The sequence below is a fragment of the Fodinibius saliphilus genome (assembly GCF_005869845.1).
GTDB lineage: Bacteria > Bacteroidota > Rhodothermia > Balneolales > Balneolaceae > Fodinibius > Fodinibius saliphilus.
In genome coordinates, this window is record NZ_VAWF01000003.1 from 438301 (window position 1) to 454562 (window position 16262).

Consider the following 16262-nt stretch of genomic DNA (forward strand, 5'->3'; position numbering starts at 1 on the left):
AAAACAACTTTCAGCAATTCCTGTAGCCAACTCATGCTTAATGAGTAATTTATAGGTAAGATAAATTGGAGTTCGGCTAACTAACGATACCTACTTATCAGTATTTAGTTTTAAGTGCCGAATAGGAAAAATGCTATCAATTTTTTCTGATCGATTTACCCATCGGTTGTCCATCTTTAATAGCCAGTTGTCCACAACCGGCATCAATATCGTCACCGCGACTTCGACGTACAGTAGCTGTAATATCGCGCTTGACAAGTTCTTGCATAAAGTTGTCCAGTCTATTTTCACGGGCTCGTTTAAGAGCCACACCCGCAACATCGTTATACATAATGATGTTTACTTTGCTGGGTACCCACTGTACAATTTCGGCCAATTCACGGGCATCTTCCGGACTGTCATTGAACTCATCAAAGAGTAGGTATTCGTAAGTGATAGGGCGGTGAAGCTTATTATAATAATATTGTACAGCTTCTTTTAGCTGTTCAAGATTCATTGAGTTGTTGATCGGCATGATCTCATCACGTTTTTCGTCGTTAGCAGCATGTAGAGAAATTGCTAGATTAAACGGTTGTCGTTCATCGGCTAGTTGTTTAATCTGCTTTGTTAACCCGACCGTTGAAACTGTTATCCTTTTTGGAGAAAGTCCGATACTCAATTCATCGGTAATGATATTAGCTGAGTTGACAACGGATTGATAGTTATGAAGCGGTTCGCCCATCCCCATATACACAATATTGGTGATGCCTTTGCCGAATCTTTCTTCGCAAAGCTCATCGATATATTGAACTTGGTCGACAATTTCACCATGGGTAAGACTGCGAAAGAATCCCATTTTACCGGTTGCACAAAAAGAACATCCAAAAACACATCCAACCTGTGAGGATACACATACTGTTAAGCGGTTGGCGACCCCGTCATCATAAAAGTCAGGAATAAGCACGGATTCTACACGGTGTCCTTCCTCTCCCTGAAGCCTAAACAGGAACTTGATGGTTCCGTCCTGCGACTCTTGCTGCCTTATATGTTTTATTGTGGGAATTTTGGCCACCTCTTTTAGACGAGCACGCAGATCTTTGGAGAGGTTGGTCATCTCATCAAAACTGTGCACGCCTTTTTGATAGAGCCACTGGAAAATTTGGTCACTACGAAATGATTGTAGTTCCCAATCCTCGCAAAACTCCTGTAATTCAGCTTTAGTAAGGTCTTTAAGGTTTACTTTTTCGGAAATATCTTTTTCTGTATTCATAACCCCAAAGATACAAATAGTATGGCAAGGTTGTTAATTGAATGAATATGAAAATTTTATTCGGTTATAACAGGAGTTATATTGCAGAGTGTTGTGCAGACAGGTATATATTCTTATTAATCTTCAGGATAGTACGCTTTAGCGGCACTTAAGAGTACATCTGAATCAATACGGGTTTTGTAATTTGGGTTCACATATTGAAATGTAATCAGCCCATCGGGATTAATAAGATAAACTGCTGGAGCAGGAAGCAGATGGTGATCATAGCCGGAGTTTTTCTCAAGATCAATCCCAGCTTCTTTGTACCGTTGAACGGTTTTGTCATCCACTTTAAAAGCCAACCCAAAGGCTTTGGTAAGGTTCATTGGGCTGTCTGAAAGTAGAGTATAATCAAGGTCGTGTTTACTAATACTCTTTTTTAATATTTCAGGACGGTCAGGACTTACAGCCATTATTTGGTATCCCATATCCACGAGTTTTTGTTCCACACGCTGGAGTTCAGCCAAATGTTTATTGCAATAGGGGCACCAGCCACCACGGTAAAAAATGAGTACGGTAGGTTTTTGACTAATTATCTTTTTTAGCTCTATAGTTTCATCGTCAACTGTTTTGACCGAGGCATTGGGTATTGTGGTCCCTGTAAGAGCGGGTTCTACTTCAGAGGCTTCTGGAGCATAGGATGTTTGTGCATAAGTAGTAGAAGCAAACGTAAAGAGTAGAGAGCAAAGTGTAATTGTTTTTAAAAGTGATTTCATAAGCGAATTATTGTTGGAGTTTAATAATAGAGTGGGTGGGAGTATTATTTCTTACTAAAAAAGGATGCCCGATAAAGGGCATCCCCAAATAACTATAATATGAAATTAGTTATTGAGTGTAGCATTTAACTCAATATTGACGCCGGCCAAGGCTTTAGATACGGGACAGTTATTTTTGGCTCCCTCAGCATGTTCCTGAAAGGAATCGGCATCAATGCCTGGAATATTTGCTGTAACCTCGAGTGTGATAGTAGTAATGGCGGGGTCTCCATCTACCATCTCAAGAGAGACAGTCGCTTCGGTAGAAACTGACTCAGGATTAAAGCCGGCTTCTGCCAGAACGCCCGAGAGTGCCATAGAATAGCAGCCGGCGTGCGCGGCACCGATTAATTCTTCGGGATTGGTACCTGATCCATTTTCGAACCGGGATTTAAAGGAGTAGTTACCCTTATAGGCACCGCTCCCGAAAGCCATTTCTCCATTTCCACTATTAAGGTCACCATTCCAACGAGCATTTGCTTTTCTTTTTGGCATAATTAAATAATATTTTATTGAAAAATTTCAAGTCAGATTTGATAACATGCATAGTTTAAAAGACATTCCGAAATGTTAGTTTTAAAAAATGTTTTTTTTGATCTGGCAGAATAAAAGTTTCTTTATCTTTCTTGGGTGAATGAACGTTTTATACTGGTAATCTATTAAGAGGTATATTAATCAAGAAAAGTGCAATGACAACAAATTTAACTGAGATGAACATTAGTATTGAGCAAGCATACGATCAGCTGATAGATAAACTGCAGGGCTGGTTAAATGCAACAATTGAGATGCTTCCAAATTTGGTTCTTGCAGTTATTATCCTTGTGGCTTTCGTGATTTTAGGGAAGCTAATCCGGAAGATGGTAAATCGATTGCTCCATAAAGCGACTGACAACAAAACGATTATAGATCTGCTGGAAACCATCGCCGGTGTAATTATTGTGGGCATTGGGGTATTCATTGCCTTAGGAGTACTCCAGTTGCAGGGTACAGTAACCTCGCTTCTTGCCGGTGCCGGTATTGTCGGTTTGGCCATAGGTTTTGCGTTTCAGGATATTGCAGCGAATTTTATTTCTGGTGTTCTTCTTTCATTCCGACATCCGTTTGGCAAAGGTGATATCATTGAAAGTAACGACTACTATGGAACTGTACAGAAGATAAATCTGCGTAATACTTTGATTAAAACCCCGCAGGGGCAACTCGTCTATGTTCCCAATAAAGTGGTATACGAAAATCCATTTATAAATTATACGGCCAGTTATGAGCGTCGAATAGATTTGTCTTGTGGTGTTTCGTATGGTGATGATCTTGAGAAAGCCAAAAAGCTTGCTATTGAAGCGGTGGAAAGTCTAGATAATTATGACAATAGTAGAGAGGTAGAACTATATTATGAAGAGTTTGGGGGGAGCTCAATAAATTTTAGTATTCGGTTTTGGGTCGATTTTCGTCAAAACAGTGATTTTCTATCTGCAAGAAGTGATGCCATCATGGCGATTACCAAGAAGTTTGATGAGCATGATATCATGATTCCATTCCCTATTCGCACTCTTGACTTTGGAATTCGCGGGGGAGAAAAGTTGAATACTGTGCTGGGCGACGGGAAGCAATCAACGCAGGAGGATAATTGAGATATTATTTGTAAGCCTGGTCATATTACTTAAAATCGAGGATTGACAATATTGTTGTAGATAGATCCAAAAGAGTATTCAATACCGATTGAACCGCGATAGGAATAAGAGGTGCTCTGCTGGCGTAGATTCAGCAGTTGTTCTGCGTCAGATATATTACCTTTAGGGATCGAAAGCTGGTCATTAATCAGTGAGTACCTGCCCGAGAGGCTTAGCTCTAACCCTCGAAATATACGAAAGTCAAGTTCAAGGTTAAGGTCAAGTCGGTTTTTACTGAGGTCTTGAAGATAGGTAGAGGCGTTTACTCGTCCTTCAATTTCTCCCCATGGTTGGGTAAAATCCATTCGACCTCGCAGCTGAGGACGGATGAGAAAGTCAGTCTTTTTATTGAAGATAGTTTCTTTTTTGTAGTTAAAGTAACCGGCTGACATTACATACATAAAGCTTATTCGGCGTTCAGCATATTCTTCGTAGGGGAAGATATTATACTCAATAGCAGGACTGCCAGAAATGTTAAAGTCAATGTTATTACGGCTTGATGAAAAGGATTCGCCAAGTATACCTAAGGACCAATGGTCTGATAAGCTTTTAACAATAGAACTTTCAAAACGTTGCCCCCGGGTTACAAAAATATCAGTAACTTCGTTACCCAATGAGTCGGTAGATGTGAAGGTTCTTCTGTTATAATCATAGTCATACTCAATGTTTACTTTCCAATTTTTAGTCACGTGATCTGCTGATGCACCCATCGAAATAAATAGGTTTTTTCTACTTTCTTCTCCATTAAAAAAGCTTCTTCCATCCAGCTCAAATACCCAATAATTCCATTTATCAGATTGGGCAGATTCCTGGGGTGCAGACTCGCCATCTCCTGCATAGGTAATATCGAGATTATCTAATACAGAACTGTTTGATAAGTAGGGTAGAAGCCCAACTTTTATTTTTTTAACTAAACCTTTGCGTTCTTCGTCTTCGGTATCAGATTTTAGAGAAGTATACTTTAGGTTTTGATCTTGTGAATCTAAATTTTCACGTCCAATATAACGTAAAGTATATTCAGTGCCTCCGCTACCTGTGCGTTGTTTAGAAATTAAGAGATGTACTTGGGAATCTTCCTTATCACGTACATAATTAACAAAGTTGATGTTATCCCGAATATATGAGCGGTCGCATCGATTACAATCTAGGAATACTTTGACTGTTCTATCTATAGTGCCATTTACCTGGCCAAAAGTTTCTAAAGGAAGAGCAATGAGTAAAAAGATACCGATGAAACTGTATTTGTTGTATGCCATTATATGGATTGGAATCAATTTTATTATTTCAGTATAGGCCTAGAACACTGAGCTATAATTAAGATTTTTTAAACTTAAGGGCTAGCTGATGAGTGCAAAAGTTTTTAAAAAGGAGGGGATAAGTATTAAAAAAGGTTACAGATGTACTTACCATAAAAAATCCCCTGCCTGGATTTGTGTCCAAACAGGGGTAAGTAAATAATCGTTCTATTTTTTTACTTAAGGTGTTCGAGTAGATAGTTAGTATATGTTTCGTAGAGCAGATAGTAGCTGGCCGTATTAAAAGCAACACCGTGCGCACCCGGTGGATAGATCCGTAAGTCCACATCTTTACCATTGCTGGTAAGGGCAGTCATGAGCTGCATCGTATTTTGAACATGTACGTTTTCATCCATAGTAGAATGTGAGAGCAACAGCTTTCCTTTGAGGTCACTGGCATGGGTTACTGAGGCACTTTTTTTATAGCCTTCCTTATTGTTTTTCATGAGTCCCATATATCGCTCGGTATAAATACTGTCATATAGTCGCCAATCGGTTACAGGTGCTGTAGAGATGCCAGCCGCAAACACATCAGGATGGGTAAACAAGGTGTAGCTTGTCATATAACCACCGTAGCTGTGACCACGAATTGCCATGTTGTTACCATCCACCCAGTCTTTTTTGGCCATATACTCTGCTGTTTCAGCAAAATCTTTAGCTTCATATTTGCCCAGCTGTTTGTAAACAACTTTTTCGAAGTCGGAGCCGTATCCGCCACTACCTCGGTTATTGACATTAACGATGACAAATCCTTTTTGAGCAAGATATTGGTTCCACCCGCTGGATTCCCAAGAATTATATACTCCTTGAGCCCCGGGACCTCCATAGATATTTAAAACCAATGGATAGCTTTTTGTGGGGTCAAAGTTGAAAGGTTTAATTATATAGCCATCAAGCTTTTGCCCGTCAGATGTGGTAAAAGAGAAAAGTTCTCGGGGAGAGTAAGCATGAGAGTCGGTAAATTCTTCTACCGGAACATTATCTTCTAAGACCTCAAGTTTACCGTCCATAGTGTTCCAAAGTTCAACTTGGGTAGGAGTAGAAATGTTAGAATAGCGATTGATGAAATATTTGCCGTTAGAACCCATACTAATGTTGTGGCGCCCTTCAACCTTAGTATGTTTCATTTTATTCCGCCCGTTAAAGTTCACTGAATAGAGGTGACGCTGTAACGGAGATTCTTCTGTAGAGTTATAGTAAATACGGTTATTACGGTAATCCACGGTGTGTACATAGGTGACTTCCCAATTTCCTTTAGTAACTTGGTTTTTTACTTCACCATCGTAACCGTAGCGATAGATGTGGCTCCAGCCATCACGATCAGAGATCCAGAAAAACTCTTCACTGTCTTTCGGGAAGAAAAACAGGTGATTAATACCCGCAAAGAAATCAAACACATCAATCCATTTGTCAGAAGTTTCTTCCATAACCAACCGACTGTTACCGGAATTGATGTCGCTGAATGATAACTTTAAATTTGTTTGGGCACGATTAAGGTGCACAATAGCTAGTTTATCATTTTTTGATGTCCAATACAGGCGGGGAATATATCCTCCCTCCGGGGTTTCCAGCCACTGTTGTTCGGAAGTTTCAACATTAACAACTCCAATTTTTACTTTAGGGTTTTTATCGCCCACTTTTGGATAAGGAATCTTTTCATATTCCGGGTGTTGTCCTGAGTAATCAGTCATTTGAAAAATATTAACGTGACGTTCATCCGTTTGCCAGTAGGCAATATGTTTGCTGTCAGGTGACCAAACCCAAGCTTGAGCCAACCCAAACTCTTCTTCATATACCCATCCAAAACGTCCATTATAAAAATACTTGTCAGCGCTGTTGGTAAGTTGGGTTTCTTGTTCTGCTTGTAAATCATAAACGAATAGATCGCCTTCACGCTCATAACCGATTTTTTGTCCATCAGGGGAGAGTTCAGCCGTACGAGCATCTTCAACCAGCAGTTCCAGTGATCCTTTTTCTACAGAATATAGATAGTAATCTGAGATACCTGAATGGCGATAAACCGGACGAAAATTAGACTTGAAAACCAAGTACTTGGAATCTTTTGACCATTGAAAAGAGGAATATTCAAATGTCTTTTCGGAGTCAGGGAAAGTATGTTCTGTATTGTTAAATATCAGTTCATCCTTTTTAGTAGCCGGATCGTAGGCCCGGATCTCCATACTTTCTGTTTCTTGGTTGTATTGCATATAGGAGTAACGATTTCCGTTGTCAATCCAATTGACATTACGAGGACCGTTAGAACCACTGAGTTGCCTACTTTTTGAGAGGGCTTCTTTAACACTTGAATATTCTTTTTTCTCTTGACCAAAAGCTTGCTGTTGGAAAAGGAATCCTCCAACAAGCAGGCTAAAGAACAAAAGTTTACATACTGTTTTTAATGTGTTCATTATCATAAATGTCTGTTGTAGGTAATTCTTTGAATAGGTTGAAGTAATCAAATTATAGACGGTGGGGCAAATGATTTTTTAACCGATAAGCACTTGAAAGACAATCATCAGTGCTATCGCAAGGGTAATGGTAGTAGCAACAGTTGAACTATCGGAATCCTCGAGCGCGTCGGGGATAAGTTCAGCAAAAACCATCCATATCATGGCACCACCGGCAAAACCCAGCCCCATAGGCAAGTAGGTGCGAAAAATTTCGATAAAGAGAAAAGCGGGTACGGCCATCAAGGGTTGGGGCAGGCTTGAAAAGATACTCCACCACATCGCTTTAAGTGGGGATGTACCGCGCGGTATTAAGACAAGGCAAATGGCCAGGCCCTCAGGAATATTATGAACGGCAATAGCAGTGGTGATAAATACTCCAAGGTCCAGACCACCGCTAAAAGAAACACCCACACTAACACCTTCTGTAAAGGAGTGAAGGGTCATAATACCGACAATTAATAACATCTTGGTACTGTCGGCCTGTTTTATATTCTTTATCCCAAATTGGTCTTCATATCCATTCAATATTTTTTGGCTAAAGAAGATAAATGCGAGTCCAATGAGTATACCAAAAAAGGTAAACCAGAGATCATAGTTGAGGCCTTCATAGATAAGTCCAAAGCTTGCAGCCAGCATAAGACCTGATGCAATAGCATTGGAGATACCAAGCCAGCTGGCCGTCAGCTTTTTAAAAAAGAAAAAGGGAATAGCTCCTAAACCCGTTGCTACCGCAGTTACCAGGGCATAAAGGAATACGTCTGTTGCCGGGTGTTGTAGTAATTCACTCATCATAATTCGCTGTTTAAGAAAGGGAATATAAATAGTGGAAATTGCATATCCACCTTCTTACAAGTATTTAGAATGATTACATATGCTACTTCACAACGGGGTGATGAGTAGTGATTGGATTAGTCTGTTAGGTCAGCGATAACGCGATCCATTTTATTTTCCAACCTCTGGGTCACTTCATCAAATTCAGCCCTGTTCTCAAGGTTTGTGTTTACACTGCAGTAGAACTTTATCTTTGGTTCTGTACCTGAGGGGCGGACTGATACAATAGTACCATCTTCGGTAAAAAACTGAAGGACATTAGAAGTTGGAAGGTCAATTGTTTCTGTTTCTCTTGATCTGAGATCTTTCGCTTTCTGCATTTTATAATCTTTAACCATAACAATTTCTGAACCGTCAAGAGAAGCAGGAGGGTTCTCACGATAATCTTTTAACATTTGCTGGATCTCTTCGGCTCCTTTACGTCCACGTTTATAGATAGAGACCAATCGTTCGCGGTAATATCCGTGTTGGATATACATATCCAGCAGGGATTCAAATAAACTACTCCCCTTATCTTTATAATAAGCAGTCATCTCAGCTATGATAGCAGCAGAGACAACAGCATCTTTATCACGCACGTGTTCACCAATAAGGTAGCCATAGCTTTCCTCGCCACCGGCAATGAACTGTTTTTTTCCTTCCAGCTCTGTAATAAGTTCTCCAATATACTTGAAGCCGGTGAGCGTATTATAGCAATCTACCCCATACTGTTCCGCAATGTGATCGATGAGGTAGGAGGTTACAATAGTTTTTACTACATACTCATCACCGGAGAGTTTGCCTGCTTCTTTCCAGGCATTAAGCATATAGTTAATGATAAGTGTCCCCGTTTGGTTACCGTTTAGGAGCACCCATTCTCCGTGATTATCTTTCACAGCTATACCCACGCGATCAGCATCGGGGTCGGTACCCATTACGAGTTCCGCATCAATATCTTTTGCCTTTTCCAGGGCCATAGAGAGCGCTTCCTCTTCTTCCGGATTCGGATATTCTACTGTTGGAAAATCTCCGTCGAAGCTCATCTGTTCTTCAACAAGAGTAACATTTTCAAATCCATATCGCTTAAGGGCAGGGGGCACCATTACTCCGGAAGTGCCGTGGATAGGAGAGAATACAATACTCAAATCTTTTTGACGGGCAATGGCATCATGTGAAATTGAAAGTTCAGTAATGGCGGCAAGGTATTTTTCATCGATTGATTCGCCGACCATCTCAATATAGTTCTCATCACCATTAAAATTGATTTCGTCAATATTATCAATCTTTTGTACTTCCTGAATCACTGCCTTGTCTTCGGGAGATACCAACTGGCAGCCATTGGCATCATATGCTTTATATCCATTGTACTCTTTGGGATTATGGGAGGCCGTTAACATAACGCCTGCCTGACAGTCAAGTTCACGGATCGCAAAGGATAGTTCAGGGGTAGGGCGCAGACCATCAAAAAGATAAACATAGATGCCGTTAGCAGAAAAGATATCAGCAACAGTTTTGGCAAGTGACTGCGAATTGTTACGACAGTCATATGCAATAGCTACTTTAATTTCATTGTCTGGATATTTCTTTTTCAGATAATTGCTTAGCCCTTGGGTAGCCATTCCAAAGGTATATTTATTGACCCTGTTAGAGCCAACGCCCATGATACCGCGCAGGCCGCCAGTACCAAACTCAAGATTCCTATAGAAGGCATCTGTTAACTCTTCATATTTTCCGTTGTCCAGTTGCTGGCGGATTTTTTCCTTAGTGGCTTCATCATAATTCCCATTTAACCACTGATCAATTTTTTCTTGGATATCAGAGTCTAAAGCTTGCATAGGTAATTATTAAAATGTCTGAAATTATGCGTTTATTTGTGGCTTTTTTTGCCAATCTACTTTTTTGCTAATGAGCCAGATCCCGGCAATAATAAGAGGGACGCTAAGCCACTGACCCATATTGAAGATCCAGTCAGCGGCAAATGCAGCTTGTTCCATCTTTGTAAATTCGAGCAAAAAGCGTCCGCTAAATAGTATTGTTAAAAATAGGCCGAAGAGGGAACCTTCAGGCGGATTGTTATTGTAGTTTTTGTAGACTTTCCAGAGTATGGCAAAAACAACAATGCATAGCAGAGCTTCGTAAAGCATTGTTGGGTGGCGGGGAACCATATCAAGTCGTTGGAAGACGATACCCCATGCCATTTCAGTAGGTTCTCCAATAATTTCGGAGTTCATAAAGTTACCTGTTCGAATAAAGGCGCCTGCAATAGCTACTACTATAACTACGCGATCTGTCAACCACAGAAAGCTCATCTGCTTTTTTTTATTTACAAAAACGTAAAGCGCTAACAGTATGCCAATAGCAGCTCCATGGCTGGCTAATCCCCCATTCCAGACAGCCAAAATTTGGAAAGGGTACCGAAAGTAGAATGATGGATCATAAAAGAGAACGTGTCCCAGCCGTGCTCCTACAACAGTAGCAATAATGACATACATGAAGAGTTGGTCTACCTCCAGGGGATTGCGACCGGCATGGATGAACATTTTTCGTGTGAGCCATATACCAACCACAAAAGAACCTGCAAAAAGCATGCTATACCAACGTAGCTGTATAGGACCAATTTCGCTGATAGTGGGGGATGGTAATATTAAAAACGCAAGCTGGCCTAAGACGAAAGAGCCGATGATGAGGCCAGTTAACTTAAGGGGATGAATTTCAGGCTCTTTATCCTCAGTTTGATTGTCGGGTGCAAGCCATTGGTATCCAAAATAGATGATTACAAAAGCAGCGAAAATGCCATACAAGGTAATTGGGAAAGGGAGATGAAATGTACCTAAATCAATAGCTACAGGATCTGCATTCCAAACCAGATGATCAGAATTTTGCATTGGTTAAGTAAATAATAGGGAGTGAGCTAAATTGGCTGCCCGCTCTTGGTATTAAAATTAGTAGTCTTTTTATAAAATAACTCGTAATAATGAGGCAGAAATATATAGTTTCTGAATAGATTGGTAAACATTTTTCCTCTCTTTTTAAGAATGTGTATTGTATGGGTAATATGTACCAATTAAAGTAATTATTATCATTGTAAAAACTACTTGATAATTACTGTATAGGTCTCAAAAGCATGAACGGGACGCTCACGCTATTTTTCGTGTTTGGTTCCAAAAGGAAAGCTGACTTGTGAAAAGGCAGCGTATTTATACCTATTTGGGAAAGAGGGATCTAATGTAGTAATACTACTATTTTTTGATCTTAAAGTCGGTACCCTCCGGGCCATCCATTAGCTTAATACCCATTTTCTCCAAACGGTCACGGATCGCATCTGAAAGTTCGAAGTTTTTCTTATGGCGTGCCTCATTACGGAAATCGATAAGTAATTCAATAAGTTGTTCTGTCTTATCATCTGTTGTAGAAACTTGTTCTTTTTTTGGCCATAAACCCAGAACTCCGTCTACAAAAGTATGCAGGAATTGACTGATCTCCTCGATATTAGCGGGAATATTACCACTGTTGATATCCTTGCGAATTGTTTTCAATTCTTCAAAAAGTACGGCAATAGCTTGTGCGGTATTGAAGTCATCATTTAACTTGCTTTCCAGCAACGTTCGCAATGACTCAAGGTCATAAGAGGAATCTCCAGCATCTTCTAGCTTTGCTTGATCAATAGTTTGAACCATCTCTTGTAGACTGCGCAGCCCATTTTCAGCACCTGAAAGTGCATCTTCAGAAAAATCGGTAGTACTGCGGTAATGGCTTTGAAGCAAAAAGAACCGAATAATTTGTGGATCCCATGCGCGAGAAAGAAGCTCGTGGTCACCTGAGAAAAATTGATGCAGCGAAATTGCATTACCCAGCGATTTGCCCATCTTTTGCCCCTCAAGCGTTACCATATTGTTGTGCATCCAATAGTTTGCAAAAGGTTTGTTATGGGCTCCCTCGCTTTGGGCAATTTCGCATTCGTGGTGGGGGAATTGATTGTCCATGCCGCCACCGTGGATATCAAAATGTTCACCCAGGTATTTTGTTGACATTGCCGAACATTCTACGTGCCAGCCGGGATAGCCCATTCCCCATGGGGAAGGCCACTTCATAATATGTCCGTCATCGGCTTTTTTCCAGAGTGCAAAATCTTCAGGTGATCGTTTGTCATTGGCCGTTTCAATACGGCTTCCACTTTCCTGTTCCTCAATATCGCGGCCACTAAGTTTTCCATACTCTTCATCAGAAGAAACGTCAAAGTATACGTTCCCATCGGTTTCATAAGCATGTCCATTATCGATTAGCTTTTCGACCATCTGGATCTGCTCAATGATATGTCCGGTTGCGCGAGGAGAAATGTCAGGGCGCTGTACACCTAACGCATCCATATCCCGGAAATAGTTGTAGGTGTACTTTTCGGCAATTTCCATAGGTTCAAGTTGCTCAATAGCAGCTTGTTTCTCGAGTTTGTCTTCGCCCTGGTCAGCATCATCAGTGAGATGCCCCACATCCGTAATATTTTGTACATAACGCACTTGGTAGTCGAGATAACGCAAGTAGCGGATTACTACATCAAAAGAGACATAACTTTTAGCGTGTCCCAAGTGGGGGTCGCCGTAGACTGTTGGGCCGCACACGTAAATACCGACAAAGCCCTCTTTGATAGGTTCAAACTTTTCCTTTTCACGACTAAGCGTATTATATATATGTAGTGTATCCATTTAATATGGGTGACTCTGGTTTTCTCACTAAATTTATTGAACACTAAGATAAAGCTTAGAGTGAATAGTTTACAACATGTATTTACAATTAGAAGTTGAGTAGGCTATTGTTGGTTCCATTTAAAAAAAATGAATCGGAATTACCCATCAAATAATTTTTTAAGGGCATTGCCCGCTTTGTTTTTTAAGAATTCTTTGATAATTGGGGTAATCGCTTTTTCGTCAGGTGTAACAACGGGCTTAGTCTGAGTGCCTCGCACCCGTAGCGGGACCATAATAGTACCGTTTTCTTGGGTAAGCGCGGTAGCTGCTTGTTTACTGATAACCGAAGCAATGGCTCCTTTGAATCGTTCGGGCAAGAAGAGTTTTAGCTGATAATTAATTTTGCCCGTCTGCATATGTTGCGTGCCATTCATTTCGGCCCCGATATTGCCACTGGTAAGGCGGAGGTCTTTAATCGTAAAAACATTGTCTTTTAGTGTATAGGTGCTTTGCCACTTATCCAGGGCAATATTTCTTAACTCATCGGCTTTCAAAAAAACCGCAATTTTATTTTGCAGTGGATGACCTTTGAGGCGTGCTTTGGTCATCCCGAAGTCTCCTTCCATCGTAGAAGTTTTCATAACGGGCTGCAGGTATACATCAAGCTCTGAGGAATAGTTCACCTGAGCCGTAAACGCTCCTGAAATATATTTGTGGAACTTGCTGTCTTCTCCCAATATGGGATATTCGCGAAAAAATGATTTAGATTGCAGGCTGTCCAGCGAACCGCTAAACGTAAGCTCCGTGCGGTCAGGTTGGGGAACATCCCAGGTAAAAGAACCATTAGCTTCTCCATCAAAAAGCTGTACCGATGCTCTTTCAAGTTTTATTTGCTTTGGAGTTGTGGAAGCACGGGCTTTTAGGTTTTTCATAGAAATACCAGTTACTACAAGTTCAGAAATATCAGCTGTTACCGAACTGTTTAGATCAGGAAGGTGAATAGGTGTTTTTTCTGTGCTCGAAGTATCTTCCCAGTTAATCAGTTCATCAACATTAAGCAGTTTACTTTTATAAGAACCCGTTAAGTTTGGGGTAGTGCTGCGATCTTTTTCAGCTTTCAGGTATTCCATATGATTCTTGAGCGACCCGCCCAGTTTAAAGTCAGAGGACCCAAGATTGAATTGGAGCGCATTTAAAGCAACAGTTTGGGGATCAAAAGTGAGCTCGCCATTTAATTTTTTCAGGGGTTGAACCATCGCATCACCATTCATATTGACATCTGAGACAGTCATAGTACCGTCAAAATGCATTTCTGCCGATTTCGTTACAGGTCCTGAAGCAGTCAGGTTTAGCTTGGTTTTTCCAGTTAGTTCAGTGATTGTTGGCTTAAGATCATAGTAATTGGTGATTTCTGATAAATTGGCATTGCCATTGAGTTGAAGGTTAATGATACGATCTTCGGCCAGGTAATTTTTGATAGACCCTGACAGCGAGAGGTTGTTATCACCAGTTTTGATACGGGCTTCAGAAATAGAAAGCGTTGGGCCGTCTAGTTTAGAATCGAAAGCAATTTCTTGCAAAGGAGTGCCCAGTGATTTATGCTCAATATACCCATTAGCAAGGCTGATAGTGCCGGACTGTACGGCTTGTTCAAGTCGGTCTGCTTTCCCTTTTAATGTGGCATTGGCAGTTAGCTGGCCGCGCATTTCCAGAGTATCCTCATCAATAGGGTAGAACTCTTTGATGGTTGATAAATCAAATTGTAGCTCTGTGTTCAGATCTACTGTTCGTTCTACTTCCTTTAATGGCTGGTTGATAACTCCCTGCATCGAAAAAGTATTTGAAGCAGTCTCAAGAGCCATGTTGTTGATTGTTATTTTGGTATGGTTTGCCTGAGCATCAATGGCGATGTTCTCAATCGCTTTAGGAACCTCGGTATATTTGAGACGGCCATTTGTAAGTTTTGTAAAAGCATCGAAAGTAGCTTTTTCGGGCTTTGCTCTATTACCACTGGCCTTGCCTTTCACAGTCAGCTTTCCACTAAGTTCTTGAATATCAAACTGACTGATATCATAAAACTGACTTACTGTTGCCAGGTTGATATTGCCATCAAAGTCAATGGAAAAATCGCCATTCTCATTAAGAGGGTTAGTGAGTTCTCCTTTGGCAGAAAAGTTATTTTCTCCTGCCCGGGCGTTCAATCTAGTAAGTGTAACCAAATTGTTATTTGCTTGAGCAGTAAACTGAATTTCCTTAATAGGTTGAGGCAGCTCCGGGTTTTTAAGGTAACCGTTGCTTACCTGCATATTAAGATTGAATTGGGGGAGCTCGTCAGCTATTAGCGGTCCCTTTATAGTACCATCTATAGCCAGAGAACCTTTAGTTTCAAGCCCTTCAACATATTCTTCATATTCCGGGGGTACCAACCTAAGGAGCTCGCCAAAATTTTCTGATGACGAGCTTATAGAGAGATCTGTACTTAATGTATTACTCCAGTCCGTTATGGTCCCTGACAAATTAAGGGCTAGGCCGCGTATAGAAAGGGTACCGCTTTGAAGGTTTAGTTTTTCTTCGGAAAGGTTAATTGTTGACTGCTGTTGGAGGGTGAGGGGTAAGTCGTTTAGATAACGATTTTCTCCGACCGTAGCAGAAAAACCGCCTATCTGCAGGTCAATAGTACTTTCAATCGTGTCGGCATAACGAAGAGAAATATCTGCGCTGAGATCATTAATGAAAGCGTTGGTATTTGAGGTTGAATCCCGATACGTGAATTGAGCACCCGATACTTGTAGCGAAGGTATATTGACTGCCAAGCCAGCAGAATTATCTTGGGAACTTCCCTCGTTACTCATCAGAAAGTCAATATTTGTGCTGCTGTCAGGGTGAACAATATAGGTAAATGCCGGCTTTTCAACACTCAGGTTTGCAATCTCTACTTGGTCGCCCAAAAGGGAGAATAACTTCACTGATATTATAAGTTCATCAACTGATAGTAGGGTATCTGATTCTGTTGCCCCCGGAATACTCATTTTTTGGATGCTAATACCCGGTTGAGGAAAAGAGCTGAAAAAGGTGAGTGACATCGATTCAACATTAACCGTACGCCCAACGGCATTATTAAGTTGGGGCATCACCGTGCTTTTAAGGCGTTCATCCGTAAAATAAATACTGAGGCCTACAGCTGTTAAAATGATAATAACCAGAAAGCCTGCTACAACTTTTAAGAATGTTTTCATAAACTCTCCATTGATCAGTTTTATATGATGAGATATAATTATATGCTACTTAATAGTACAATAAAAATCGATTTTATTGCTA

Annotated in this window: 11 protein-coding genes; 1 reads left to right on the forward strand and 10 read right to left on the reverse strand. The window is 40.7% G+C overall.

The window, feature by feature from the left end; genetic code table 11:
• Positions 1–136: 136 nt before the first annotated feature.
• The 3 genes from rlmN to FCN14_RS12520 form a co-directional block, all read right to left on the reverse strand.
• The gene (gene rlmN / locus FCN14_RS12510; RefSeq protein ID WP_138431609.1) at positions 137–1249 is read right to left on the reverse strand and encodes a dual-specificity RNA methyltransferase RlmN; all 1113 of its coding nucleotides are present in this window, start codon (positions 1247–1249) and stop codon (positions 137–139) included.
• A 116-nt stretch (positions 1250–1365) separates the two neighbouring features.
• The gene (locus tag FCN14_RS12515; RefSeq protein WP_138431610.1) at positions 1366–2004 is read right to left on the reverse strand and encodes a peroxiredoxin-like family protein; all 639 of its coding nucleotides are present in this window, start codon (positions 2002–2004) and stop codon (positions 1366–1368) included.
• Positions 2005–2109: 105 nt separating this feature from the next.
• The gene (locus tag FCN14_RS12520; RefSeq protein WP_138431611.1) at positions 2110–2538 is read right to left on the reverse strand and encodes an OsmC family protein; all 429 of its coding nucleotides are present in this window, start codon (positions 2536–2538) and stop codon (positions 2110–2112) included.
• 194 nt (positions 2539–2732) lie between these two features.
• Here FCN14_RS12520 and FCN14_RS12525 point away from each other — a divergent pair, with 194 nt between their 5' ends.
• Entirely contained in the window at positions 2733–3668 is a 936-nt protein-coding gene (locus FCN14_RS12525) for a mechanosensitive ion channel family protein (protein WP_246043167.1), read from the forward strand.
• A 29-nt stretch (positions 3669–3697) separates the two neighbouring features.
• On the opposite strand, the gene FCN14_RS12530 is transcribed toward FCN14_RS12525, so the two are convergent.
• The 7 genes from FCN14_RS12530 to FCN14_RS12560 all read right to left on the reverse strand — a co-directional run bounded on the left by FCN14_RS12530 (position 3698) and on the right by FCN14_RS12560 (position 16180).
• Positions 3698–4963: a hypothetical protein gene (locus FCN14_RS12530; RefSeq protein ID WP_138431612.1), complete on the reverse strand. Its 1266-nt coding sequence runs from the start codon at positions 4961–4963 to the stop codon at positions 3698–3700.
• Positions 4964–5178: 215 nt separating this feature from the next.
• Entirely contained in the window at positions 5179–7410 is a 2232-nt protein-coding gene (locus FCN14_RS12535; protein ID WP_138431613.1) for a S9 family peptidase, read from the reverse strand.
• Between the two features lie 78 nt (positions 7411–7488).
• On the reverse strand, positions 7489–8244 hold the full coding sequence (locus FCN14_RS12540; RefSeq protein ID WP_246043168.1) for a ZIP family metal transporter: 756 nt from the start codon (positions 8242–8244) through the stop codon (positions 7489–7491).
• A 116-nt stretch (positions 8245–8360) separates the two neighbouring features.
• Entirely contained in the window at positions 8361–10097 is a 1737-nt protein-coding gene (locus FCN14_RS12545; RefSeq protein ID WP_138431614.1) for a phospho-sugar mutase, read from the reverse strand.
• A gap of 24 nt (positions 10098–10121) precedes the next feature.
• Positions 10122–11147: a prolipoprotein diacylglyceryl transferase gene (gene lgt, locus FCN14_RS12550; protein WP_138431615.1), complete on the reverse strand. Its 1026-nt coding sequence runs from the start codon at positions 11145–11147 to the stop codon at positions 10122–10124.
• A 354-nt stretch (positions 11148–11501) separates the two neighbouring features.
• Positions 11502–12962 (reverse strand): cysteine--tRNA ligase, encoded by a 1461-nt coding sequence (cysS, locus tag FCN14_RS12555; protein WP_138431616.1) that lies wholly within the window; start codon positions 12960–12962, stop codon positions 11502–11504.
• Positions 12963–13102: 140 nt separating this feature from the next.
• Entirely contained in the window at positions 13103–16180 is a 3078-nt protein-coding gene (locus FCN14_RS12560; protein WP_138431617.1) for an AsmA family protein, read from the reverse strand.
• Positions 16181–16262: the final 82 nt, after the last annotated feature.